This is a genomic window from Streptomyces sp. NPDC088350 (assembly GCF_044753545.1).
In the GTDB taxonomy this organism is placed as follows: Bacteria; Actinomycetota; Actinomycetes; order Streptomycetales; family Streptomycetaceae; genus Streptomyces.
Genome location: NZ_JBIVNL010000010.1, coordinates 1 through 25,010 on the forward strand (window position 1 = coordinate 1; position 25,010 = coordinate 25,010).

Below are 25,010 nucleotides of genomic sequence, written 5' to 3' on the forward strand. Positions count from 1 at the left end.
GGGCGGGAGCGCCCGCGCCCCGGGGGGGGGGGGGCGGGGGGGGGGGGGGGGGGGGGGGGGGGGCGCGGGGGGGGGCGGGGGGGGCCCCCCCCCCCCCCCGCCTGTAGAGACGTGTCATGCGTATCAAGGCGAAGAAGAAGACGGTCCGGCGGGTGGTGGCCGCGTTCGTCGGCCTCGCGGCGGTCGGCGCCTGCGTTGCCGTCCTCGTGGCCGGGGGCGACGACGGGCCGCGGGCCGTCTCGGCCGGTGAGGCCCAGCGGATGGCGCTGGCCCGCTTCCGTACGTACCGCGCGAGCCCGTCGGCCGTCACCCTCCGGGCGGTGACCCCGGGCGGAACCACCGTGATCCACGCCGTCGTCGACCACCGCACGCACCGGGCGGTCGGCACGTACGAGGTGGCGGGCGCGGGGAACGACGGGCGGGGCGTGCTCGCCTGGGACCTGGGGGGCGTGGCGGTCGCGCGGGGCCGGCGGGCGGGGGTGGCCGCCGGTGGCGCCGGGATCGGGGCCGGGGCTCTGCGGCGGGCGGTCCGGGGCGTGGGGGAGCGGGAGTGGGTGCGGCGGGGGTTCAGCGGGGATCCGCTCGACATCGCCCTGCGGCTGACGACGTCCATGGCGGCCGACCGGCCCGACAACGCCCAACTCCTCGCACAGTCGGGCCCGTTGTGGCTGCGGGACGACCGGATCGACGGTCGTTCGTACGGTGTCTTCACCGGGCCGCGACCCCGCCCCCAGGGCGCCGGCCGCCCCACGGCGCCGTCGGCGTCCGGGCGCTCTCCCCTGACGTACTGGATCGACGCGGACGGCGATCTCCGCCGCCTCACCGCGGACCTCGGGCCGGGCCGGACGGTACAGGTCGATGTGACGGCGGGGCATGTGCCGGGGAAGCTGCCGGACGGGCCGTGGAAACGGCGGTCGGGCTCAGCCGGTGCGGATCGGGACCGCGGTCGGTGACTTCGGGAGCCGGAAGGCCCCAGGCTCCACATGGCCCGGCAGGCCGGTCGCGGGGCGCGGAGCCGCTGTGGGGGCGCCGGGCATCGCGGGCTGGGCCGGGGGCGCGGGGACGTCCTGGAAGGAGATGCCCGGGGGAGCCTGGACGGGCAGGGCGCGGCCGAGGGGCGGGCGGCCGGTGCCGGGCTCGGCCGGGGCGGCGGTGTCCGGCGCCGCGGTCGTCCCCGCACCCGTCGCCCGGTCGCAGCCCGCGATGCCGGACAGGTCCCCCGGGCTGCTGTGCGACTCGGCGTTGCCGGCGAAGCAGTTGCCGGCCGGGGCGCCGGTGGACAGGACCAGGTCGGTGCCGTTGCCGGTGACCCGGTTGGCGCGCACGGTGTTGCCGCGGGCGGGGTAGCCCTGGACGTCGCTCAGCAGGACGCCGGCCGACCGGTTGCCGCTGATCAGGTTGCGCTCGATCACGTTGTCCCGGCCGCCGCCCGCGCCGATGCCGATGCCGAAGCCGCCGTCGGCCTGCTCGGGGCTCGCCGCGTCGTTGTTGTCGGTGAAGGCGTTGCCCGCGACGACGGCGCCGTGCTGCGGGCCCAGTGCCTCCAGGTCGTTGGAGTCGAGGGTGAGGCCGACCCGGTTGTGGGAGGCGCGGTTGCCCAGCAGATACAGCCGTTCGGAGGCGTTGGTGACCTCCAGGCCCACCGCGTTGTGCTCGACGGTGTTGTGCCGTACGACGGTGTCGCAGGGCCGGCACTGGCCGACGTAGATGCCGGAGTCGGCCTGCCCGGAGGCGTACGAGTGCTCGATGACACCGGAGCGGGCGTCGAAGGCGTAGATGCCGTACAGGGCGTTGTCGTAGGCCGTCACGTACGAGGCCCGGAAGCCCTTGAGGGGTGGGAACTTGACCGTGTCCAGCGGGTCGTACGCCGAGCCGCCGGCGCGGCCCGCCTGGAGCGTCGCGTCCGTCACGCCGGTGAACAGGACGCCGTTGGCGAGATGGTCGCGTACGGTCAGGTTCTCCACGGCCGCGCCCGCGCCGGTGACGGTGATGCCGTTGGGACGCTTGAACTCCCCGTCCACGACCACCGCCGAACGGTCGGTGCCGCGCAGCACCACGCCCGGCTTGGCGACGGTCACGCTCTCCCGGTAGACGCCCGGCGACACGAGGACAAGGCCGCCGGGCCGCACCCGGTCCACCGCCTCCCGCAGGGACGCGGCGTCCTGCGGGACACGGACGACGGCGGCACCCGCCGAGCCGCCCGGCGCACCGCCGCCCAGGGCGGCACCGCAGGCGGTGAGGACGGCTGTGGCCAGGAGCAGGGCCGCTGCTCGGGACACAAGGCGGAGGGGACGCGGGAAACGGTTGGGTCGCACCCCGCAGATGTATCGTCCCTTTCGTGCCTATGGCAACGAATGCCGGATTCGACACGCCTGACGTTCCCGCCCGGACCGGCCTCGCCCGCCGGCACGTCCTGGCCGCCGCGCTGCTTCCCCCCGCCGTGACGGCGGCCGGCTGCACGCGCGACGACCCGGCGCCCGGGCGGCGCGGGCCCGCTTTCGAGGGCGCGCGGCAGGCCGGGGTGACGACACCGCAGCAGGCCGCGGTACTCGTCATGGCGTACGACCTGCACGCCGGCCTGCGCGGCGCGGCGGGGGCGCGTGCGCTGCGGGGAGTGCTCCGAAGGTGGCGCCGAGCCGTCCCCCAGGCGCCGGACCCGGGCGCGCACCTCACCGCGACCGTCGCCGTCGGCCCCCGGCTGCCCGGGCGCCTGGGCCTCCCGGCGCCCGCGGGCCTGGACGAGCTGCCCCCCTTCCCGGGCGACCGGCTGGACCCCGCCCGCTGCGGGGGCGACCTCCTCCTCCAGGTCTGCGCCGACGACGCCCGCAGCGCCGCCGGTGCCGCCGCCGAACTGAGCCGGCTGGCCGGTGACGTACTGCGGCCACGCTGGCGGCAGGCCGGGTTCCTGCCGCCGACGCCCGACGGCTCCACCCCGCGCAACCTGCTCGGCTTCAAGGACGGCACGGGGAACCCGACGCCCGACGAGTGCGAGCGCTGGGTGTGGTCGCAGGACGCGACCTTCCTCGTCGTACGGCGTGTCCGGCTGCGCGTCGAGGCGTTCGCGCGCTTGGCCGCGCACCGGCAGGAGGAGGTCATCGGCCGCCGCAGGGCCGACGGCGCCCCACTGGGCGGCGGCCGGGAGGGCGACCACGTGGACATCTTCGCCAAGACACCGCAGGGCCGGTACGTCACCCCGCTGCGCTCCCACGTCCACGCGGCCAGCCCCCGCTTCGACGCGGGCGCCCGGATGCTGCGCCGCGGCTACTCCTACGACGACGGCCCCGGCGACCGGGGCCTGCTGTTCCTCGCCTTCATGCGGGACCCGGCGCTGTTCGTACGGGTGCAGCAGCGGCTGGCGGTGCGGGACGACCTGAGCCGGTTCACCGAGCACCGGGGTTCGGCGGTGGCGTATGTACTGCCTGGGGCGGGTTCCCATGCGGATCCGGGCGCTCCGCTGCTGGCCTGAGACCGCGTTCCGTGCCGGGTTTCGTGCCCCAGATGTACACCGCGTCGTCCTCCGTGAGCTCGTCCCACAGCCGTCGGGCGTCGGTCAGCTGGAGGTTGACGCAGCCGTGCGATCCGCCCTTGAACAGGTCGACCAGGCTGCCGTGGAAGGCCTGCCCGTCGCTGAAGAACTGGGAGTAGGGCATCGGCGCGTTGTCGTACAGGTCGGAGTAGTGGTCCTGGTCGCGCCAGTACACGGAGAACCAGCCGGTACGGGTCTCGTAGCCGTCGCGCCCGGAGCGGACGGGCACCGGTGCGAACGTCACCCGCCGGCCCTCCTGGACCCACATCAGCTGCCGGTCCAGATCCACGCAGGCCACCTTGTAGTCGCGGACCGGGCAGTTCCCGGCCGCGTTCGGGTCCGGCCGGGCCTGGACGACGAGCATCGTGCGATAGGTCGCGAGACTGGCGTAGCCGTCGGCGGGCCGTATGCCGTTGCGGGACTGGAAGGCGCTGATCGCCGCGCAGTCGGCGGGGGACTGGTGTCCGTCCGGCGGCAGCCGGAGGTAGCTCTCCAACTCGCGCTGGTAGGGGCCGGTGCCGGTGGAGCAGGTGGTGGGAGTGGCCGAGGGGGCAGGGTCGGTCGAGGGGGCGGGGGCGGCCCCGGCGGTGAGCGTCAGGGCGACGACGAGGACCGCTGCCGGACTTCCCGCACGGAACCCTGGCCGGCTCCCTGTTCGCCTCCGTATTCGGCTCCCTGTTCGGCCTTCTGCGCGGATTTCCGTTCGGGGTGTTCCCACTGAGCCTCCCGGGTAGTTCGCGGCCTCCGCCTCGGCTTCCAGGAATACGGCACACCGTCCGCTCCGTCCGCTCGGGCTGGGCCGTCCGTGGCCGGGGCGAGCGTACGGGACAATGGAGGACATGCCTTCCGCACTCCCCGACGGCGATCCCGTCCCCGACGACGGCGCACTGCCCGCACAGGCGCTCGCCGGGGCCGTGGACCGTCCCCTCGGGTTCTATCTGCACGTCCCGTACTGCGCGACCCGCTGCGGCTACTGCGACTTCAACACCTACACGGCGACCGAGCTGCGCGGCACGGGCGGAGTGCTGGCCTCCCGCGACAACTACGCGGACACCCTGATCGACGAGATCCGCCTGGCCCGCAAGGTCCTCGGCGACGACCCGCGCCCGGTCCGCACGGTCTTCGTCGGCGGCGGCACGCCCACGCTGCTCGCGGCGGGCGATCTCGTACGGATGCTGGGCGCGATCCGGGACGAGTTCGGCCTGGCGCCGGACGCGGAGATCACCACGGAGGCCAACCCGGAGTCCGTCGACCCCGCTTACCTCGCCGCCCTCCGCCAGGGCGGCTTCAACCGCGTCTCCTTCGGCATGCAGAGCGCGAAACAGCACGTCCTGAAGGTCCTGGACCGCACCCACACCCCCGGCCGCCCCGAGGCCTGCGTGGCGGAGGCCCGCGCGGCCGGCTTCGACCACGTCAACCTCGACCTGATCTACGGCACCCCGGGCGAGACGGACGACGACTGGCGCGCGTCCCTCGACTCCGCCCTCGGCGCGGGCCCCGACCACATCAGCGCGTACGCCCTGATCGTCGAGGAGGGCACCGGGCTGGCCCGCCGCATCCGCCGCGGCGAGGTCCCGATGACGGACGACGACGTGCACGCCGACCGGTACCTCATCGCGGACGAGGTGATGTCGGCGGCGGGCTTCGACTGGTACGAGGTCTCGAACTGGGCGACGTCGGAATCCGGCCGTTGTCTCCACAACGAGCTGTACTGGCGCGGCGCCGACTGGTGGGGCGCGGGCCCCGGAGCGCACTCGCACGTCGGCGGGGTGCGCTGGTGGAACGTCAAGCACCCGGGCGCGTACGCGGGGGCGCTGGCGGCCGGCCGTTCCCCGGGCGCGGGCCGGGAGATCCTCTCCGAGGAGGACCGGCGGGTGGAGCGGATCCTGCTGGAGCTGCGGCTCCGGGAGGGGGTACCGCTGGACCTGCTCCGGCCGGAGGGGCTCGCCGCTTCGCGCCGGGCGCTGGGGGAGGGGCTGCTGGAGGCGGGGCCGTACGAGGAGGGGAGCGCCGTGCTCACGCTGCGCGGGCGGTTGCTGGCGGATGCGGTGGTGCGGGACCTGGTGGACTGATCACTCGGGGGAGTGAATCGGTGCGGAACGCGGGTTCGGTCCCTAACCTGGTTCGTAGGCTGCCGCCGTAATTACTCGGTGGTGGAAACCGGAGGTTGCGGAGATGACCGCTGTGGACGACCGACCGATGACCACCGACATCGTGAAGTTCTTCGAGAACTTTGAGTTTCCCGAGGAATTCAAGGTCGAGCTTCTCCGGGGGGAAATCGTGATGATGGCGGGGCCGGATGTGGCTCACAACGACATCGTGGAAGCGGTCGTGGACCAGATCCCACGTCGGCGCTGGCGGCGACTCCAGACGCAGGACATCGCCATCCTTGAGGAGACCAGTGAGCCGCAGCCGGACCTTGTGGTGCTTGAGCGAGGTGTCGGGCCCGGTCACGGAAGGCTGATGCCGTCCGAGGTCATCACCATGCTGTTGGAGGTCGTCTCCAAGACCAGTGTGGATCGCGACTACGGAGTCAAGCGCTCGATCTACGCGGCGGCGAAGGTACCCGGGTACCTGATCATCGATCCGATCATGGCCCAGTGCGTACTGCTTACTGAGCCGACGGGGCATGGGGAGGACGCGGACTACCAGTGCCAGCGGATCACCAAGTTCGGCGACCTCGCGCCGTTGGAGCCCATCGGTATCGAACTGGACACCAGCGAATTCGCCACCTATGAGAAGGTCAAGCCTCACCGCTATCCGTGACGAAGTCGATCAACTCCTCCACCCGCCCCAGCAGTTCCGGCTCAAGATCCTTGTACGACGTCACCTTGGCCAGAATCGCCTGCCACACCGCACCGGTGTTTTCCGGCCAACCCAGTGCCCGGCACACCCCCGTCTTCCAGTCCTGCCCGTGCGGGACCCGGGGCCACGCCGCGATGCCGACCGAGGACGGTTTCACGGCCTCCCAGATGTCGATGTAGGGGTGGCCGACGACGAGAGCGTGCTCGCTGGTGACCGACTGGGCGATGCGCCACTCCTTGGTGCCCGGCACCAGGTGGTCGACCAGGATGCCCAGCCGCGCGTCCGGGCCGGGGGCGAACTCGTCCACGATGGCGGGCAGGTCGTCGACGCCCTCCAGGTACTCGACCACCACGCCCTCGATGCGCAGGTCGTCGCCCCACACCCGCTCGACGAGTTCCGCGTCGTGCCGGCCCTCCACGTAGATGCGCCCGGCGCGGGCCACGCGCGCGCGTGCGCCGGGGACGGCGACCGAACCGGACGCCGTACGGGTCGGCCGTAGCGGACTCGACACAGGCCTGACCAGGGTGACCACGCGGCCCTCCAGGAGGAAGCCCCTCGGCTCCATCGGGAACACCCGGTGCTTGCCGAAGCGGTCCTCCAGGGTGACCGTGCCGGCCTCGCAGCGGATCACCGCGCCGCAGAAACCGGTGCCGGGCTCCTCGACCACCAGGCCCGCTTCCGCGGCGACCTCGGGGACGGGCTTGGGCTTCTTCCACGGCGGGGTCAGGTCGGCGGAGTACTGGCGCATTCGGATGACGATAGGAGAACCGGGCCGACCGTCATCACGACACGCCGAAACGCGTTGCCAACGCGTCCCGTTGGGCCCGCACGAACCCCGCGTCGACCACCGCTCCGTGACCGGGCACGTACAGTGCGTCCTCGCCGCCCAGGGAGAGAAGCCGGTCGAGCGCCGCCGGCCAGAGCGACGGTACGGCGTCGGGGCCCGCCTGGGGTTCGCCGGACTCCTCGACCAGGTCGCCGCAGAACACGACCGCCGGGGAGCCGGGGACGAGGACCGCGAGGTCGTGGGCCGTGTGTCCGGGCCCGGCGTTCGCCAGCAGGACCTCCCGGTCGCCGCCCAGGGAGAGGGGCCGATCGTCCGGCACCAGGTGCCGCGGGTACGGCAGAGCGGCTACGGCCTCGTCGGCCACGCGCGCGTGGAGACCGTTCTGGACGGCGTCCCTCCGTAGGGCCTCCCGCCCGTCCGTCAGCACGCGCTCCACGCCCGCCGCGCCGAACACCTCCGCGCCCGTGAGCGCCGCCGCCCCGAAGACATGGTCGAAATGGGCGTGGGTGAGCGCGAGATGGGTCACAGCGTGCCCGGCGAGCGCCCGCGCCTCCGTGCGCAACCGCGCGCCCTCCGCGAGGCTCGACCCGGCGTCGATCATCAGCGCCGAGCCCGCCCCGACGACCAGCCCGACCGTGCAGTCCCAGCCAGGCAGCCGGCACCGGCCCACCCCGGCGGCCAGCCGCTCCCACCCCGCCTCTTCCCAAGTCACCGTCATACGGCGACGCTAACGGTGACGGCACCCAGGGCGTGACATCGCAGGACCGGCCTTGCCCGGGGTGTACCTCACGGCCGTACACTGGGCCGGGGAACGCTGGCACTCACGCGCACAGAGTGCCAGGAAAGGGCAGCCCGGCAACAAAACGGCGACCAGAACTGGAGGTGTGCGCGATGCTCAGCGAACGCAGGCTTCAGGTGCTGCGCGCCATCGTCCAGGACTATGTCGGCACCGAGGAGCCGGTCGGGTCCAAGGCGCTCACCGAGCGGCACAGCCTCGGCGTCTCCCCGGCGACCGTGCGCAACGACATGGCGGCCCTGGAGGACGAGGGCTACATCGCCCAGCCGCACACCAGCGCCGGGCGCATCCCGACGGACAAGGGCTATCGGCTGTTCGTCGACAAGCTCGCCGGCGTCAAGCCGATGACCGGCCCCGAGCGCAAGGCCATCCAGAACTTCCTCGACGGCGCGGTCGACCTCGACGACGTCGTCGGCCGTACGGTACGGCTGCTCGCGCAGCTCACCCGGCAGGTCGCCGTCGTCCAGTACCCCTCGCTGACCCGCTCGACCGTGCGGCACGTGGAGTTGCTGTCGCTCGCCCCCGCGCGCGTGATGCTCGTGCTGATCACGGACACCGGGCGGGTCGAGCAGCGCATGGTGGACTGCCCGGCGCCGTTCGGGGAGTCCTCGCTCGCGGATCTGCGCGCGCGGCTCAACAGCCGGATCGCGGGCCGCCGCTTCGCGGACGTACCGCAGCTCGTGCAGGACCTGCCGGAGGCCTTCGAGAACGAGGACCGCGGCACGGTCGCGACGGTGCTCTCCACCCTCCTGGAGACCCTCGTCGAGGAGACCGAGGAGCGGCTGATGATCGGCGGCACCGCCAATCTCACCCGCTTCGGACATGACTTTCCCCTCACCATCCGCCCCATCCTGGAAGCCCTGGAGGAGCAGGTCGTCCTCCTCAAGTTGCTTGGTGAGGCGGGGGATTCGGGCATGACCGTACGGATCGGTCACGAGAACGCCTACGAGGGGCTCAACTCCACTTCCGTGGTGTCGGTCGGCTACGGTTCGGGCGGCGAGGCAGTCGCCAAGCTCGGCGTGGTCGGACCGACCCGCATGGATTACCCGGGAACGATGGGAGCGGTACGCGCAGTGGCACGGTACGTCGGACAGATCCTGGCGGAGTCCTAAGTGGCCACGGACTACTACGCCGTTCTCGGCGTGCGTCGCGACGCGTCGCAGGATGAGATCAAGAAGGCCTTCCGTAGGCTCGCGCGCGAGCTGCACCCGGACGTCAATCCGGACCCGAAGACCCAGGAGCGGTTCAAGGAGATCAACGCCGCTTACGAGGTGCTCTCGGACCCGCAGAAGAAGCAGGTCTACGACCTCGGCGGCGACCCCCTCTCGCAGGCGGGCGGCGGCGGAGCCGGCGGCTTCGGCGCGGGCGGCTTCGGGAACTTCTCGGACATCATGGACGCGTTCTTCGGCACGGCGTCGCAGCGCGGACCGCGCTCGCGCACCCGCCGGGGCCAGGACGCCATGATCCGGCTGGAGATCGAGCTCGACGAGGCGGCCTTCGGCACCACGAAGGACATCCAGGTCGACACGGCCGTCGTCTGCAACACCTGCAACGGCGAGGGCGCGGCGCCGGGCACCTCGGCCCAGACCTGCGACATGTGCCGCGGTCGCGGGGAGGTCTCGCAGGTGACCCGGTCCTTCCTGGGCCAGGTCATGACGTCCCGCCCGTGCCCGCAGTGCCAGGGTTTCGGCACGGTCGTGCCGACGCCGTGCCCGGAGTGCGCCGGTGACGGCCGTGTCCGCTCGCGGCGCACGCTCACGGTCAAGATCCCGGCCGGTGTCGACAACGGCACGCGGATCCAGCTCGCGGGCGAGGGCGAGGTCGGCCCCGGCGGCGGCCCCGCAGGCGATCTGTACGTCGAGATCCACGAGCTGCCGCACGCGATGTTCCAGCGCCGCGGCGACGACCTGCACTGCACGGTCACCCTCCCGATGACGGCGGCGTCCCTGGGCACGAAGGTGCCGTTGGAGACGCTCGACGGCATGGAGGAGGTCGACATCCGCCCGGGCACCCAGTCCGGCCAGTCGATCCCGCTGCACACCCGGGGCGTCACGCATCTGCGCGGCGGCGGCCGGGGCGACCTCATCGTCCACGTCGAGGTCACCACCCCGACCAAGCTCGACGTGGAACAGGAACGACTGCTCCGCGAACTGGCGAAACTGCGCGGCGAGGAGCGCCCCATGGGGACGTTCCAGCCGGGGCAGCAGGGCCTGTTCTCCCGGTTGAAGGACGCGTTCAACGGTCGCTGATCCGGTTGTCCGCCCCGGCGTGAAGCGTGCCCTTTCCCGGGCTTGCATCTGTCCTATGCCGGGCGGAAGGCCGGATTCGGACTTGTTCGGAGGACGTGACAACATGCCGTCATGTCCTCCGCACTGACCGATCTCTTCCCTCATCCGATCGTGCAGGCCCCCATGGCGGGCGGTGTCTCCGTCCCGCGTCTCGCGGCCGCCGTGTCCGAGGCCGGCGGGCTGGGGTTCCTCGCCGCCGGGTACAAAACAGCCGACGGCATGTACCAGGAGATCAAGCAGCTGCGGAGTCTGACGACCCGCCCCTTCGGCATGAACCTGTTCATGCCGCAGCCGGAGTACGCGGACAAGGCCGCCGTCGACGTCTACGCCCACCAACTCGCCGGTGAGGCCTCCTGGTACGACACGGAACTCGGCGACCCGGACAGCGGCCGTGAGGACGGCTACGACGCCAAACTGTCCGTCCTGCTCGACAATCCGGTGAAGGTGGCCTCCTTCCACTTCGGCGTCCCGACGTCCGGCGTACTGGAATCGCTGCGCCGGGCCGGCACCTTCACCCTCGTCACCGCCACCACCGCCGAGGAGGCCCTCGCCGTGGAGCGGGCCGGCGCCGACGCGGTGATCGCGCAGGGCATCGAGGCCGGCGGCCACCAGGGCACCCACCGCGACCTGCCGGAGAACGACGGCGCCGGCGTCGGCCTGCTCTCCCTCGTCGCCCAGATCCGCGAGACCGTGAGCCTCCCGATAGTCGCCGCCGGCGGTCTGATGCGCGGCAGCCAGATCGCCGCCGCCCTCGCCGCGGGCGCGAGCGTGGCCCAGCTCGGCACGGCGTTCCTCGCCACACCGGAGTCCGGCGCCCACCTGCTCCACAAGCAGGCGCTCACCAACCCTCTTTTCACCCGTACCGAGTTGACCCGCGCGTTCTCCGGCCGCCCGGCCCGCGGCCTGGTCAACCGCTTCATGCGCGAGCACGGCCCGTACGCCCCCGCCGCGTACCCGGAGATCCACCACCTCACCTCCCCGCTGCGCAAGGCCGCCGCCAAGGCCGGTGACGCGCAGGGCATGGCGCTGTGGTCCGGACAGGGCCACCGCATGGCACGCGAGCTGCCGGCCGGCCGGCTGGTCGAGGTCCTGGTCGCCGAACTGGCCGCCGCCCGGACAGCGTTGTCGGCAGGGGGCGATCTCCGATGACCGCGCCGGTGTTCGTGGTCGAGGACTTCCGCGCGGGCGGCGGGGGACAGTTTGTCCTCGATGGTCCCGAGGGGCGGCACGCGGTCTCCGTGAAGCGGCTCCGGACCGGCGAGGAGGTCGTCCTCACCGACGGCGCCGGACGCTACGCGGTGTGCGAAGTGGTCGGCACCGAGGGCAAGGACCGGCTGATCGTCCATATGACCCCGGTCTCCGAGGAGCCGGCGGAGTCGCCCCGCATCACCGTCGTCCAGGCCCTCCCCAAAGGCGACCGCGGCGAGCTGGCCGTGGAGACGATGACCGAGACCGGTGTCGACGCCATCGTCCCCTGGGCGGCCTCCCGTTGCATCACGCAGTGGAAGGGCGACCGGGGTCTCAAGGCCCTCGCGAAGTGGCGGGCCACCGCCCGCGAGGCCGGCAAGCAGTCCCGCCGGCTGCGCTTCCCGGAGGTCGCGGACGCGGCGACGAGCAAGCAGGTTGCCGCACTTCTGGCCAAAGCCGACTTCGCCGCCGTCCTCCACGAGGACCGCGACTACGGCAGCGAGCCCCTCGCCACCGCCGAACTCCCCGCCGAGGGCGAGATCGTGCTGGTCGTGGGACCCGAAGGAGGCGTCTCCCCCGAGGAGTTGGCCCTCTTCGAGGAGGCCGGGGCGAAGGCCTGTCGGCTCGGGCGTAGCGTGCTGCGCACATCGACCGCCGGGACCGCGGCCACGGCCCTGCTCCTGGGCCGCACCGGACGCTGGTCCTGAACCAGGGGGATCGCCGTGGAACTCGCCCAAGTACGCCTGCTCGTCACCGACTTCGCCGCCTGCTACCGCTTCTACGCCGAAGTCCTAGGCCTGAAGCCGCAGTCGGGGGCGGCGAAGGGGCCGTACGAGAAGTTCAGCCCCACCGTCGGGTCGGCCGGGATCGCGTTGCAGGACCGGGCGATGATGGCCCAAGTCCTCGGTGAACTGGGGGACTTGGTGACCGGGCACCGCTCGCTCGTGGTGCTGCGGGTGGACGACCTGGACGCCTACTGCGAGCAGATCGCCGAGCGGGGAGCCACCCTGCTCCACGGGCCCGCGCCGATGACGGAGCGGATGCGGGTCGCGCATCTCAAGGACCCCGAGGGCAATGTGGTGGAGCTTCAGGAGTGGCTGCTGCTGAAGGGCTGACGGATCGTGCGCCGGGTGCCGCGCCCCCGGCGCGCGGGTGGCCGTATGCGCTCTTCCGTGTGCGCCCCGACGGTGGCAGGCTGCCGTCCATGGGGGCGTTGAGGCAGGTTTGGCGTCGGCCGCGCGGGCGGCGAGTGGCCGCTGTGGCGGGGCTCGTGATGGTGACCGCGGGCGGAGTCGTCGCGTGCCGGCCCGGTGATCTCAGCGCGGCGACCGTGGCGTACACGACCGACAAGACGGCGACCGCGGAGCTCAAGCGGGACCATGTGGGCGTGCGCTATCTGACCTGCACGGGCAACTACGGCAGCGGCAACAAGGCCTACACGCCCGGGAAGACGCCCTCGCCGACCGAGAGCACGGTCGTCTCCGTCGACTGCCAGGGCCAGACCAATGACAACCGGGCCATCACCGTCACCGGCAAGGTCACGCGGGCCGTCGACGGCGCGTGTGTGCGCGGTGACCTGGTCGCCAAGGTGGGCGGCAAGCAGGTGTTCCACGTGACCGGGCTCGGCGACTGCAACGCGGCGACGCCGTCGTCCGTGAACAACCCGAACCCGACCCTCACCTACGGCCCGGGACCGACCGTCACCGTCACGGTCACCAAGACGATCTGGTGCAAGGGCGACCCGACCTGCTGGCCGGTCGAGGGCAAGTGACCGCCGGCCCGCGGAGGGCACCCATAGAGGGCAAGTGATCCAAACCGCTGTCCTCGCAGGCCGCCGCTGCATACGCTGATCAGGTGACTCAGCCCTCAGCGTCCGCAGCCCAGGCCGGTCCCCAGGCCTATCTCCGCTTCCCGCACCTGCACGGCGAGTTGGTCGCCTTCACCGCCGAGGACGACGTGTGGCTGGCGTCCCTCGACGGCGGCGGCCGGGCCTGGCGGGTCAGTGCGGAGAACGTGCCGGTGACCCACCCGCGCATTTCGCCCGACGGCACGACCGTCGCCTGGACATCCACCCGTGACGGTGCTCCCGAGGTGCACATCGCCCCGGTCGACGGCGGCCCCGCCAAACGCCTGACGCACTGGGGCAGTTCACGCACCCAGGTGCGCGGCTGGACGGCGGACGGGCGGGTCCTCGCGCTCAGCACCCACGGCCAGGCGAACCTCCGCCGCAGCTGGGCCCGCGCGATCCCGCTGGACGGCGGACCGGCAACCACCCTGCCGTACGGGCCCGTTGGCGACGTAGCCATCGGCCCGACGGCCACCGTCCTGCTCTCCGCGCCCATGGGCCGCGAGGCCGCCTGGTGGAAGCGCTACCGGGGCGGCACGGCCGGCAAGTTGTGGATCGACCGCGAGGGCGACGGCGAATTCACGCGCCTGCACGAGGAGTTGGACGGCAACATCGAGTACCCGGTGTGGGCGGGGATGGGGGTCCCCCCGGTCGAGCGAAGCCGAGAGTGGGGGAGGATCGCGTTCCTCTCCGACCACGAGGGCACCGGCGCGCTCTACTCCTCCCTCGCCGACGGCACCGACCTCCGCCGCCACACCCCGCTCGACGGCTTCTACGCCCGCCAGGCGGCCGGCGACGGCACCCGGATCATCTACTCCTCCGCCGGTGAACTCTGGCTCCTCGACGACCTGGACGGCGCCGAACCGCGCCGCCTCGACATCCGGCTCGGCGGCCAGCGCACCGACCAGCAGCCCTTCCCGGTGTCCGCCGCCCGTTGGTTCGCCGCCGCGTCGCCCGACCACACCGCGCGCGGCAGCGCGGTCGCCGTACGCGGCGCGGTCCACTGGGTCACCCACCGCTCCGGCCCCGCCCGCGCCCTCGCCGCCACCCCCGGGGTACGGGCCCGGCTGCCCCGCACCTTCCGCGCGGACGGCGAGGAGTGGGTGGTGTGGGTGACGGACGCCGAGGGCGACGACGCCCTGGAGTTCGCCCCCGCCACCGGCCTCGCCCCCGGCGCGACCCCGCGCAGGATCGCCGCCGGACAGCTCGGCCGCGTCCTCGCCCTCACCGTGGCCCCCGACGGCAGCAGGGCCGCCGTAGCCTCGCACGACGGCCGCGTCCTGCTCGTCGAGCGCGAGACCGGCGAGGTGCGCGAGGTCGACCGCAGCGAGAACGGCGACGCATCGGGCCTGGCCTTCTCCCCGGACTCGACCTGGCTGGCCTGGTCGCACCCGGGCCCGCGCCCGCTGCGCCAGGTGAAGCTCGCCAACACCACCGACCTGTCGGTCACCGAGGCGACCCCGCTCCGCTTCCAGGACTACGCCCCCGCCTTCACTCTCGACGGCAAGCACCTGGTGTTCCTCTCCACCCGCTCCTTCGACCCGGTCTACGACGAGCACGTCTTCGATTTGGCCTTCGTGGTCGGCGACCGCCCGCACCTGATCACCCTCGCCGCGACGACCCCGTCCCCCTTCGGACCGCAGCGGCACGGCCGCCCCTTCGAGGCCCCCGACAAGGACGAGACCCCCGACAGCGAGGGCCGCCCCACCACGCGCGTCGACCTCGAAGGCCTCGCCGACCGCATCGTCGCGTTCCCCGTCGAGGCCGGCCGCTACTCCAACCTCCGCGCGGCCAAGGACGGCGTCCTGTGGCTGCGCCACCCGGTCCAGGGAGTCCTCGGCGCCACCCGCGCGACCCCCGAAGACCCGGACCCCAAAACCGAGTTGGAGCGCTATGACCTCGCCCAGCAGCGCATCGAGCACCTCGCCGGGGACGCCGACCACTTCGAGGTCAGCGGCGACGGCAAACGCGTCCTGCTGTGGACCGACCACAAGCTGAGGGTCGTACCGAGCGACCGCCGCGCCTCCTCCTCCGAGGACGACGACAACGACTCGAACATCAACGTCGACCTGTCCCGCATCCGCCAGACCGTCGACCCGGCCGCCGAGTGGCGCCAGATGTTCGACGAGACCGGCCGCATCATGCGCGACAACTTCTGGCGCGCCGACATGAGCGGCGTCGACTGGACCGGCGTCCTCGACCGCTACCGCCCGATCCTCGACCGCCTCGCCACCCACGACGACCTCGTCGACCTCCTCTGGGAGGTCCACGGCGAACTCGGCACCTCGCACGCCTACGTCACCCCGCGCGGCGGCCACGGCCACGGCGAACGCCAGGGCCTGCTCGGCGCGGACATCTCCCGTCACGAGGACGGGAGTTGGCGCATCGACCGCATCCTGCCCTCCGAGACCTCCGACCCCGCCGCCCGTGCCCCGCTCGCCGCCCCCGGCGTCGCCGTACGCGCGGGCGACGCGATCCTCGCGGTCGCCGGACAACCGGTCGACCCGGTGACCGGACCGGCCCCCCTCCTCGTCGGCACGGCGGGCAAACCGATCGAGCTGACCATCTCCCCGGCAGGCGGCGGCGACCCCCGCCACGCGGTCGTCGTCCCCCTCGCCGACGAGGAACCCCTCTACTACCACGCCTGGGTCGCCGACCGTCGCGCCTACGTCCACGAGAAGTCCGGCGGCCGGCTCGGCTACCTCCACGTCCCCGACATGCAGGCCCCCGGCTGGGCCCAGATCCACCGCGACCTGCGCGTCGAGGTGGCCCGCGAGGGCCTGGTCGTCGACATCCGCTACAATCGCGGTGGTCACACCTCGCAGTTGGTCGTAGAGAAACTGGCCCGCCGCATCGTCGGCTGGGACCTCCCCCGCGGCATGCGCCCCTACAGCTACCCCGAGGACGCCCCCCGGGGCCCCGTCGTAGCCGTCGCCAACGAGTTCTCCGGCTCCGACGGCGACATCGTCAACGCGGCGATCAAGGCGCTGGGCATCGGCCCGGTGGTCGGCACGCGGACGTGGGGAGGGGTGATCGGCATTGACAGCAGGTACAGGTTGGTGGACGGCACGCTGATCACGCAGCCCAAGTACGCGTTCTGGCTTGAGGGTTATGGGTGGGGCGTCGAGAACCACGGCGTAGACCCGGACGTGGAAGTGGTGCAGCGCCCGCAGGACTACGCGGCGGGCAGGGACGCCCAGCTGGACGAGGCAATCCGCTTGGCGTTGGAAAAACTGGAGACCGTTCCCGCAAAAACCCCGCCCACCTTGCCCACCTAAGGGGCGCGGGGAACTGCGCGACCAGCCACGACGGCGCCGCACCCAACGACGATACGATGCCCCATATTCGATCAATCTGTTGAGGAGCGGCACATGCCAGGGGACCCTCAGGACGACTGCCTGTTCTGCAAGATCGTCGCAGGCCACATCCCGGCGACGATCGTCCGCGAAACAGACACGACCGTCGCGTTCCGGGACATCAACCCCCAGGCCCCGACCCACGTCCTGGTGATCCCCCGGGTCCACTACCCCGACGCCGCGTCTCTCGCCGCCGCGGAACCGGCGGTCGCTGCCGACATCCTGCGTGATGCGGGCGGGATCGCCGCCGACGAAAAGCTCGACAGCTACCGCATCGTGTTCAACACGGGCACCGGCGTGGGCCAGACCGTGTTCCACGCCCATGCCCATCTTCTGGGCGGCCGAGGTATGACCTGGCCTCCGGGATAACCCGCCATGTCCGTACGCGAATTCGTGGTGCTCGGCACCGCCAGCCAGGTCCCCACCCGGCACCGCAACCACAACGGCTACCTCCTGCGCTGGGACGGCGAGGGCATCCTCTTCGACCCCGGCGAGGGCACCCAGCGCCAGATGCTGCGCGCCGGGGTAGCCGCGCACGACCTCAACCGGATCTGCGTCACCCATTTCCACGGCGACCACTCCCTCGGCCTCGCGGGCGTCATCCAGCGCATCAACCTGGACCGCGTCCCGCACGAGATCACCGCGCACTACCCGCGCTCCGGCCGGCACTTCTTCGACCGCCTGCGCTACTCCACGGCGTACCGCGAGACGGTCGGCATCACCGAGGCCCCGGTGGACACGGACGGGGTGATCGCCCGCACGGCGAACTACACCCTGGAGGCCCACAAGCTCTCCCACCCCGTCGAGTCCTACGGCTACCGCCTCACCGAACCCGACGGCCGCCGCATGCTCCCCGACCGCCTCGCCGCGCACGGCGTCAAGGGCCCGGACGTGGGCCGCATCCAGCGCGAGGGAACAGTGAACGGGGTCTCCCTCGACGACGTCAGCGAGGTACGGCACGGGCAGCGGTTCGCGTTCGTCATGGACACCCGTCTCTGCGCCGGAGTGCACGCCCTCGCGGACGGCTGCGACCTGCTGGTCATCGAGTCGACGTTCCTCGACGAGGACGAGCAACTGGCCGTAGAACACGGCCACTTGACCGCAGGACAGGCGGCCCGGGTGGCGAAGGACGCAGGTGTACGGCACCTGGTCCTCACCCACTTCAGCCAGCGCTACTCCGAGCCGGAGGAGTTCGAGCGGCAGGCGCGGGCCGCTGGCTTCGAGGGGGAGCTGACCGTGGCACACGATCTACTGAGAGTGCCGGTTCCGAAACGGCGATAAAACACCCGTACGATACTTCGATGCCCATTCCCAAAGCCGAACTGCACCTCCACATCGAAGGCACCCTGGAACCCAAGCTGGCGTTCGCCCTCGCGGCCCGCAACGGCGTCGAGCTGCCGTACGCGGACACCGAAGAACTCCGCCAGGCCTACCTCTTCGAGGACCTCCAGTCCTTCCTGAACCTCTACTACGAGCTGATGGCCGTCCTGCGCACCGAGCGGGACTTCGAGGACCTCGCGAACGCCTATCTCGCCCGCGCCGCCGCGCAGGGTGTGCGGCACGCGGAGATCTTCTTCGACCCGCAGGCGCACCTCGCGCGCGGCGTGGACATGGGCACGGTGGTGGAGGGCCTGTGGCGGGCCCTGGGCAGCAGCGAGACCCACCACGGCATCTCTACCCGGCTCATCCTGTGCTTCCTGCGCGACGAGTCCGCCGACTCGGCCATGGAGACCCTGGACGCGGCCAAGCCGTACCTCGACCGGATCACCGGCATCGGCCTCGACTCGGCCGAGGTCGGCCACCCGCCGGCGAAGTTCCGCGAGGTCTACGAGGCCGCCGCGGCACTGGGTCTACGACGGGTCGCGCACGCCGGTGAGGAGGGCCCGCCGGCGTACATCACCGAGGCGCTGGACGTCCTCGGCGTCGAGCGCGTCGACCACGGTCTGCGCTGCATGGAGGACGAGGAGCTGGTGGCGCGGCTGGTCCGGGACCGTATCCCGCTGACGCTCTGCCCGCTCTCCAACGTCCGGTTGCGCGCGGTGGACGTCCTCGCCGAGCACCCGCTTCCCGCGATGCTGGACGCGGGCCTGCTGTGCACGGTCAACTCCGACGATCCGGCGTACTTCGGGGGTTACGTGGGCGACAACTTCGACGCGGTGCGCTTGGCGCTGGGCCTGAGCGGGGACCGGTTGCGGGAGTTGGCCCGGAACTCCTTCGTGGCGTCGTTCCTGGAGGACGACGAGGAGCGGCGGGCTCGTTGTCTGGCCGAGGTGGAGGCGTACGAGTTCTGAGCGCGGTTGGTCATGCCGCCGGGGCTGGCGCGGGCGTCGCTGGGGGCTGTGCCCCCAGCCCCCCCCAACGGGCTGGATTTTGGCGGCCTGCATCAAGACGTGAGGGGACGGGCTGGATTTTCGCGGCCGGAGTTGAGGGGCGCCGGACGGGCTGGGTTTTCGTGGCCTGTGTTGGAGGGTGCCGGGCGGGCTGAAAGGGACGGCACGCTGGGATGTCGGCGTACGCCCAGCGCGACCCCGGTCATCGGTACCGCGATCACGACCAGCCCCGCCGCGAGGATCGCCCCCATCGCCGGGAACCCGGCCCCCGCCGACAGCACACTGCCCGCCAGCGGTCCCGCCGCCGTGCCGAGGGACGAGGCCGAGCCGACCAGGACCGCCCAACGCCCGCGCGGATCAAGGGAGGCGGCGAGGCCGAGGACGTAGGACAGGACGATCGGGTAGAGGGTGTTCCAGGCGATCTCGCCGGTCGCGAACGTCCTCAGGTCGTGTGCGGACGCGCTGAGCGCGATGCAGCCCGCGATGAGTGCTGTGCCCGCGCCGATCGGCACCGCGCGGCCCAGGCGGGACCCGAGCGCGCCCGCGCCGATCACGCCGACGAGTCCGGTGCCGAGCGCGATCGCGAAGACCGCGCCGACGGTGACCTCGGAGAGGTGCGCCTGGGTGATGCCGATGCGTCCGCTGACGCCCCAGAGGGAGTTCTGGGCGAGGGACCAGCACAGCAGGGTGGCGGCGAGGACCAGTCCGGCACGTCGGTGCGGGAGCCCGGCGGTCTCCACGCGCGCGTGCCCCGTCGCCGTACGGACCGGGAGGCGGCCGGTCAGTGGCCATACGGCCAGTGCGGTCAACGCGATCGCGGCGAGCGGCTGGCCGTGGCCCGCGCCGAGGTGCGGGACCGTCAGATAGACGGCGCCCGCGAGCGCGGACACGCACAACAGGCCGAGCGTGGAGGCGCGGTGGGGATCGCTCCCCCACCCTCGAACACCCTCGCGCGGGGGGACCCCCATGGCGGCGATCCCGGACGCGGCGACCGTCGTGGCCGTACCCGATCCGAACCCGCCGATAACCGCGCCCGCGATGACCGCGGGGACGGCGTGCGTGAGGGCCGCCGAGCCGTATCCGAGGAAGGCCAGCGCCAGGCCGGTCCGTGCGAGGGTGCGCGGCCCGACCCGGTCGACCCGCGAGGCGAGCAGGAAGCCCGCCGCGGCCGAACTCAGCAGCAGCGCACTGCCGACGGCACCGGCCTGCGTGGCGGACAGCGGAAGCCCGGCGTCGAGGCGGCCGACGGTGGTGGGCAGGAGATAGGGGGCGAGGTACCCGGCCGTGAAAAGGGCGACGAGGGGCCAGGGCGTGGTGGTGCTGCGGGCGAACACGGGCGTTCCCAGGGCATGCGAAAGAAGCGGCTCAAAAAAGGGGGATGGGGCGACGACCGTCGACAGACAGGAACGCGCGGGCAATTTGTATCAAGCACGCGGTTCGGGAAGAAGGGCGGGGGGTGTGATGTGGGGCACGTTCTGTTTGGGGCGGGGAGTGCCGGGTAGACGCGCACCCGCAGTTGCCGGAGCGACGGAACCGCTATGCGTCGCCCCGGTACTGCTGAGAGCATCGGATGCGCACCACTCGGCCCCGTTCCCCGCTCGTGCCCGACGGTCTTCCCGGATTCTCAAAGGAGCATGAATTGCGCGTGAATGTGTGTGTTCGGCGGCGCCCGCGACTGACGGGGTTACGCGCAGTGGCAACAGTTGCGGTGTCCGCGGCCCTCGTCGTGCCCCTCGCTGCGACCCCGTCGATTGCGGACACGGTCCGCGAGAGCGCGGCGGTCCGACCGGACGGCACCGCGGAGACACGCGCTCATCTGCGGGAGCTGGCGCGGAAGTTGGTGGAAGAAGGAGTGCCCGGAGTGATCGTGCGGGTGGACGACGGTCACGGCAGGCCCATCGAGATCTCCGAGCAGGCCGCCTGGACGAACAAGGACCATCGGCTCAGGGCGGACGACGAGGTGCGCGAGGCGTCCAACACCAAGACGGTGATGGCCACCCTCGTCCTGCAACTGGTCGCCGAGCACAGACTCGCCCTTACCGACCCGGTCGACAAGTGGCTGCCCGGCCAGGTACGCAACGGCGGAGCGATCACCCTGCGCATGCTGCTCAACCACACCAGCGGGTTGTTCGACTACACCGACGACCCCGCCCTCGCACCGGCCCTCACCGGCCAGGACACCCACGTATGGACGTCGGCGGAGATCCTGAGCCTGGTGAGGAGACACCCGGCACTGTTCGAGCCCGGCACCGAGTGGTCGTACAGCAACACCAACTACATCGCGATCGGCGCCGTCCTGGAGAAGGCCACCGGTAAGAGCCTCGCGGCGCTGGTGCGGGACCGGATCGCCGGACCCCTGAAGCTCCGTCACACCTTCTACGCCACCGGCTCCGCCTGGCACGACCGGCACGCGCACGGCTACGAACCCGACGCCGCCCACATGCCACCGGATGTCCCCGACGAGTTCAGGAACTACGCTGGACCGCAGCACGACGACCACGTGGACGTCACCGGTGACTACGTCACGGCCGACGGAGCGGATGCAGCGGTCGTGTCCACCGCCGGTGACTGGTCCCGTTTCTACGGCGCGCTGATGTCGGGCCGCCTGCTGCCCGCCGCCCAACTGGCCGAGATGCGCACCACCGTGCCGGAGATCGGGCCGGGGGACCCGGACGAACTCGGCTACGGGCTCGGCATCGAGACGGCGAAGACCGACTGCGGCACGGTCTGGGACCACGTCGGCATCGTCCCGGGCTATGCGACCTACAACGTCACCGACTCCACCGGCCGTCGCACGGCCTCCTTCTTCTTCGCCACGTCCACTCTTCTCACCAAGCAGGCGCACCAGACCGGCGCGGCCCTGATGGACGCGGTCAACTGCGCCATCTTCGACTGACCAGCGCGTTTCCGTGGAAGCCGCCTCCAGGACATGTGCCCGCTACCGCCAGTGCACCGTCCCACCGGCCGCAGGCACCGTCGACTCGATCTTCGCCCTGACCTCCCGCATCACCGCCACGATCTCCCCCTCGTGCTCCGGCGTCAGCCGAGCCACCGGCACCGAGCAGCTGATCGCGTCCTGCGGCGGGCTGTCGTAGCGCAGGGCGAACCCGAACCCGACGATCCCGAGGACGCCCTCCTCGCGGTCGACGGAGTATCCGCGCACGCGAATCGCGGCGAGGTCGGCGGCCAACGCGTCCCGCGAGGTGTGGGTGTGGGGGGTCGCCGCCTCGTACGGCCCGGGCGGCAGCTCGGCGTCGGCCCGTTCGGCGAGCAGCGCCTTGCCCAGGGCGCCGACATGCGCGGGCAGCCGTCGCCCCACCCGGCTGATGGTCCGCAGGTACTCGTGCGACTCGCGGGTCGCCAGATAGGCGACGTCCCGCCCGTCCAGCCGCCCCAGGTGGATCGTCTCGCCCAGCGCCTCGGACGCCTCGTCGAGATACGGCCGTACGACCCTCACGCGCGGGTCGGAGTCCAGATAGCTCGTGCCGGTGAGCAGGGCGTGGATGCCGATGCCGTAGAGCGAGCCGGTGATGTCGGTGCGGACCCAGCCGTGTGCGATCAGGGTCTGGAGCAGGGCGTACATCGAGCTGCGCGGTACGCCCAGCGCGTCGGCGAGTTCCTGGAGGCGTGCGGGACGGTCGCCGCGCGCGGCGAGCAGTTCGAGCAGCTCGACCGTACGGGCGGCGGACTTCACCTCGCGGACGCCACCGGGCTCTGACATGCGCCGATCGTAGCGAGGGGCTTGATGAGGGGTCTTTGTGGGCGGCCCGCCATTGACGGTCGTGGTTCGCGTACCTAACCTTTGTCTTCATACGTGGATGACGTCTACATAGGGAGATAGCCAGTGAACGGCGAAACGGGGACCGTGGTGCGCAGGCTCCGGGACGGGATGGCGGCCGGCGTGCTCTCCTTCCCGCTCACCTCCTTCCACGACGACGGCTCCCTCGACCCCGACGGCTTCCGCACCCATGTCACGGCCCAGATCGCCACCGCCCCCGGCGCGGTCTTCCCCGCCTGCGGCACCGGCGAGTTCTTCTCCCTCGACGAGGACGAGTACCGGCAGGTCGTCACCCTCGCCGTCGAGGCGGCGGCGGGCCGGATCCCGGTCGTCGCCGGCGTCGGCTACGGCTGGGCACAGGCCGCCCGCTTCGCGCGCATCGCCGAGGAGGCCGGCGCCGACGCGCTCCTCGTCCTGCCGCACTACCTCGTCGCCGCCCCGCAGGACGGCCTGGTGGCCCAGCTGGAGCGGCTCGCCGCCCGCACCCGGCTCCCGCTCATCGCCTACCAGCGCGGCCAAGTCGCCTACACCGCAAGCTCGTTGAGGAGGATTGCGGCGATCCCCGGCGTCATCGGCCTCAAGGACGGCCACAGCGACCTCGACCGCCTCCAACGCCTCACGCTCGCCGCCCCCGAGGGCTTCCTCTTCTTCAACGGCGCCTCCACCGCCGAGATCCAGGCCCGCGCCTACGCCACCGTCGGCGTCCCCGCCTACTCCTCCGCCGTCCACGCCTTCGCCCCCGAGATCGCGAACGCCTTCTTCGGCGCGTTGAAGGACGGCGACGACAAGGCGGTCGAGAAACTGCTGCGCGACTTCTACGTCCCGTTCGTCGAACTCCGCGACCGGGTACCGGGATACGCCGTATCGCTCGTCAAGGCGGCGGCCCGACTGCGAGGCCGCCCGGTGGGATCCGTGCGCGCCCCGCTCACCGACCCCTCGGCCGCCGACCTGGCCGACCTCACCGCCCTGCTCACCGCCGGACTCGACCTCGTAGGAGCCGCCCTGTGAACCTCACCATCACCGACGTTCGCCTGACTCCGATCCTGGTCGCCGACCCGCCCCTGCTGAACACCCAGGGCGTCCACCAGCCCTACACCCCCCGCCTGATCGTCGAGATCGAGACGGCCGACGGGACCACCGGACTCGGCGAGACCTACGGAGACACCAAGTACCTGGAACTGGCCCGACCCTTCGCCGCGAAACTGATCGGACGTCAAGTCAGCGACACCAACGGCCTGTTCACCGTCGCCGACGAGGTCGCCGTCGACAGTTCGCGGGTCTCCGGGCAGGTCGACGTCGGTGGACTGCGCGGTGTCCAGACCGCCGACAAACTGCGGCTGTCCGTCGTCTCCGCCTTCGAGGTCGCCTGCCTCGACGCCCTCGGAAAGGCGCTCGGACTGCCCGTGCACGCGCTGCTCGGCGGCAAGGTGCGGGACGCGGTGGAGTACAGCGCGTACCTGTTCTACAAGTGGGCCGACCACCCCGAGGGCGTGGCGAGCGAGAAGGACGACTGGGGTGCCGCGACCGACCCGGCCGGAGTCGTCGAGCAGGCACGGAAGTTCAAGGAGCGGTACGGCTTCACCTCCTTCAAGCTCAAGGGCGGGGTCTTCCCGCCGGACGAAGAGATCGCCGCCGTACGGGCGTTGGCGGCGGCCTTCCCCGACCACCCCCTGCGCCTGGACCCCAATGGCGCCTGGTCCGTGGAGACTTCGCTGAAGGTGGCGAAGGAGATCGGGGACGTCCTCGAATACCTGGAGGACCCCGCCCTGGGCACCCCCGCCATGGCCGAGGTGTCCGCCGGGACCGACGTGCCGCTCGCCACCAACATGTGCGTGACGACCTTCGCCGAGATCAAGGAAGCGTTCACGCGCGATGCCGTACAGGTCGTGCTCTCCGACCACCACTACTGGGGCGGACTGCGCAACACCCAGCAACTCGCCGCGATCTGCCGCACGTTCGGCGTCGGCGTCTCCATGCACTCCAACACCCACCTGGGCATCAGCCTCGCCGCGATGACCCACGTCGCGTCGACCGTCCCGAACCTCCACCACGCCTGCGACTCCCACTACCCCTGGCAGTCCGAGGACGTCCTCACCGAGCGCCTCACCTTCACCGACGCCAAGGTCACCGTCTCCGACGCGCCGGGCCTCGGTGTCCAACTCGACCGCGCCAAGCTGGAGTTCCTGCACCAGCGGTGGCTCGACGACGACGGTGCGCTGCGCGAGCGCGACGACGCGGCGGCGATGCGGATCACCGACCCGGAGTGGGTGACGCCGTCGATGCCGCGCTGGTAGGGGCGGGCCGCGCGGC

Annotated in this window: 22 protein-coding genes and 1 pseudogene; 17 read left to right on the forward strand and 6 right to left on the reverse strand. The window is 71.9% G+C overall.

The features are described 5' to 3' along the window. Window positions 1-116: 116 nt before the first annotated feature. A complete protein-coding gene (locus ACIQBL_RS32325; RefSeq protein WP_401947902.1) occupies window positions 117-953 on the forward strand; it encodes a hypothetical protein in 837 nt (278 codons plus the stop codon). Here the strand turns inward: ACIQBL_RS32325 and ACIQBL_RS32330 are convergent. After that, window positions 921-2,279 (reverse strand): nitrous oxide reductase family maturation protein NosD, encoded by a 1,359-nt coding sequence (locus tag ACIQBL_RS32330; RefSeq protein ID WP_401947905.1) that lies wholly within the window; start codon window positions 2,277-2,279, stop codon window positions 921-923. The genes ACIQBL_RS32325 and ACIQBL_RS32330 overlap by 33 nt on opposite strands. A gap of 65 nt (window positions 2,280-2,344) precedes the next feature. Between ACIQBL_RS32330 and ACIQBL_RS32335 the strand changes: the two genes are divergently transcribed. Further along, window positions 2,345-3,466, forward strand: coding sequence for a Dyp-type peroxidase (locus ACIQBL_RS32335; RefSeq protein ID WP_401948785.1), 1,122 nt, complete (start codon window positions 2,345-2,347; stop codon window positions 3,464-3,466). Between the two features lie 10 nt (window positions 3,467-3,476). Here ACIQBL_RS32335 and ACIQBL_RS32340 read toward each other — a convergent pair. Beyond that, window positions 3,477-4,193, reverse strand: a pseudogene (locus ACIQBL_RS32340) (L,D-transpeptidase family protein); the annotation flags it as partial. Between the two features lie 172 nt (window positions 4,194-4,365). Here ACIQBL_RS32340 and hemW point away from each other — a divergent pair. Together hemW and ACIQBL_RS32350 are read left to right on the forward strand one after the other, a co-directional pair. Further along, window positions 4,366-5,598, forward strand: a complete 1,233-nt coding sequence (gene hemW / locus ACIQBL_RS32345) for a radical SAM family heme chaperone HemW (RefSeq protein ID WP_401947907.1) — start codon at window positions 4,366-4,368, stop codon at window positions 5,596-5,598. A gap of 103 nt (window positions 5,599-5,701) precedes the next feature. Then, window positions 5,702-6,292 (forward strand): Uma2 family endonuclease, encoded by a 591-nt coding sequence (locus tag ACIQBL_RS32350; RefSeq protein WP_401947909.1) that lies wholly within the window; start codon window positions 5,702-5,704, stop codon window positions 6,290-6,292. Here ACIQBL_RS32350 and ACIQBL_RS32355 read toward each other — a convergent pair. Further along, window positions 6,270-7,079, reverse strand: a complete 810-nt coding sequence (locus tag ACIQBL_RS32355; protein WP_401947912.1) for a DUF3097 domain-containing protein — start codon at window positions 7,077-7,079, stop codon at window positions 6,270-6,272. The genes ACIQBL_RS32350 and ACIQBL_RS32355 overlap by 23 nt on opposite strands. Before the next feature lie 34 nt (window positions 7,080-7,113). Beyond that, entirely contained in the window at window positions 7,114-7,836 is a 723-nt protein-coding gene (locus ACIQBL_RS32360) for an MBL fold metallo-hydrolase (RefSeq protein ID WP_401947914.1), read from the reverse strand. A gap of 173 nt (window positions 7,837-8,009) precedes the next feature. On the opposite strand from ACIQBL_RS32360, the gene hrcA reads away from it, so the two are divergent. The 10 genes from hrcA (at window position 8,010) to ACIQBL_RS32410 (ending at window position 18,883) form a co-directional block, all read left to right on the forward strand. Beyond that, window positions 8,010-9,026 (forward strand): heat-inducible transcriptional repressor HrcA, encoded by a 1,017-nt coding sequence (gene hrcA / locus ACIQBL_RS32365; RefSeq protein ID WP_019074081.1) that lies wholly within the window; start codon window positions 8,010-8,012, stop codon window positions 9,024-9,026. Then, on the forward strand, window positions 9,027-10,163 hold the full coding sequence (gene dnaJ / locus ACIQBL_RS32370; RefSeq protein WP_043676480.1) for a molecular chaperone DnaJ: 1,137 nt from the start codon (window positions 9,027-9,029) through the stop codon (window positions 10,161-10,163). 111 nt (window positions 10,164-10,274) lie between these two features. After that, entirely contained in the window at window positions 10,275-11,351 is a 1,077-nt protein-coding gene (locus tag ACIQBL_RS32375) for a nitronate monooxygenase (RefSeq protein WP_401947917.1), read from the forward strand. Then, complete coding sequence (locus ACIQBL_RS32380) at window positions 11,348-12,097, forward strand: 16S rRNA (uracil(1498)-N(3))-methyltransferase (protein ID WP_401947920.1); 750 nt, start codon at window positions 11,348-11,350, stop codon at window positions 12,095-12,097. The genes ACIQBL_RS32375 and ACIQBL_RS32380 overlap by 4 nt, the downstream gene beginning before the upstream one ends. Before the next feature lie 15 nt (window positions 12,098-12,112). Further along, window positions 12,113-12,505: a VOC family protein gene (locus ACIQBL_RS32385; protein WP_401947923.1), complete on the forward strand. Its 393-nt coding sequence runs from the start codon at window positions 12,113-12,115 to the stop codon at window positions 12,503-12,505. Window positions 12,506-12,648: 143 nt separating this feature from the next. Next, window positions 12,649-13,161 (forward strand): hypothetical protein, encoded by a 513-nt coding sequence (locus ACIQBL_RS32390; protein WP_401947926.1) that lies wholly within the window; start codon window positions 12,649-12,651, stop codon window positions 13,159-13,161. Window positions 13,162-13,244: 83 nt separating this feature from the next. Then, window positions 13,245-16,514, forward strand: a complete 3,270-nt coding sequence (locus tag ACIQBL_RS32395; RefSeq protein ID WP_401947930.1) for a S41 family peptidase — start codon at window positions 13,245-13,247, stop codon at window positions 16,512-16,514. Between the two features lie 93 nt (window positions 16,515-16,607). Beyond that, window positions 16,608-16,961, forward strand: a complete 354-nt coding sequence (locus ACIQBL_RS32400) for a histidine triad nucleotide-binding protein (protein WP_401947932.1) — start codon at window positions 16,608-16,610, stop codon at window positions 16,959-16,961. A 6-nt stretch (window positions 16,962-16,967) separates the two neighbouring features. Further along, window positions 16,968-17,873 carry a ribonuclease Z gene (locus ACIQBL_RS32405; protein ID WP_401947935.1) on the forward strand — a complete coding sequence of 302 codons (906 nt, stop codon included), beginning with the start codon at window positions 16,968-16,970 and terminating at the stop codon, window positions 17,871-17,873. 20 nt (window positions 17,874-17,893) lie between these two features. Further along, window positions 17,894-18,883 carry an adenosine deaminase gene (locus ACIQBL_RS32410; protein ID WP_401947938.1) on the forward strand — a complete coding sequence of 330 codons (990 nt, stop codon included), beginning with the start codon at window positions 17,894-17,896 and terminating at the stop codon, window positions 18,881-18,883. A gap of 92 nt (window positions 18,884-18,975) precedes the next feature. Here the strand turns inward: ACIQBL_RS32410 and ACIQBL_RS32415 are convergent, their stop codons facing one another. After that, window positions 18,976-20,256, reverse strand: coding sequence for an MFS transporter (locus tag ACIQBL_RS32415; protein WP_401947940.1), 1,281 nt, complete (start codon window positions 20,254-20,256; stop codon window positions 18,976-18,978). Window positions 20,257-20,615: 359 nt separating this feature from the next. Here ACIQBL_RS32415 and ACIQBL_RS32420 point away from each other — a divergent pair, with 359 nt between their 5' ends. Beyond that, window positions 20,616-21,818: a serine hydrolase domain-containing protein gene (locus ACIQBL_RS32420; protein ID WP_401947942.1), complete on the forward strand. Its 1,203-nt coding sequence runs from the start codon at window positions 20,616-20,618 to the stop codon at window positions 21,816-21,818. A 42-nt stretch (window positions 21,819-21,860) separates the two neighbouring features. On the opposite strand, the gene ACIQBL_RS32425 is transcribed toward ACIQBL_RS32420, so the two are convergent. Next, the gene (locus tag ACIQBL_RS32425) at window positions 21,861-22,643 is read right to left on the reverse strand and encodes an IclR family transcriptional regulator (protein WP_401947945.1); all 783 of its coding nucleotides are present in this window, start codon (window positions 22,641-22,643) and stop codon (window positions 21,861-21,863) included. Between the two features lie 168 nt (window positions 22,644-22,811). Here ACIQBL_RS32425 and ACIQBL_RS32430 point away from each other — a divergent pair, with 168 nt between their 5' ends. Both ACIQBL_RS32430 and ACIQBL_RS32435 read left to right on the forward strand, forming a co-directional pair. Beyond that, window positions 22,812-23,708 (forward strand): 5-dehydro-4-deoxyglucarate dehydratase, encoded by an 897-nt coding sequence (locus ACIQBL_RS32430; RefSeq protein ID WP_401948788.1) that lies wholly within the window; start codon window positions 22,812-22,814, stop codon window positions 23,706-23,708. Further along, window positions 23,705-24,994, forward strand: a complete 1,290-nt coding sequence (locus tag ACIQBL_RS32435; protein WP_401947947.1) for a glucarate dehydratase family protein — start codon at window positions 23,705-23,707, stop codon at window positions 24,992-24,994. The genes ACIQBL_RS32430 and ACIQBL_RS32435 overlap by 4 nt, the downstream gene beginning before the upstream one ends. Window positions 24,995-25,010 lie beyond the last annotated feature (16 nt).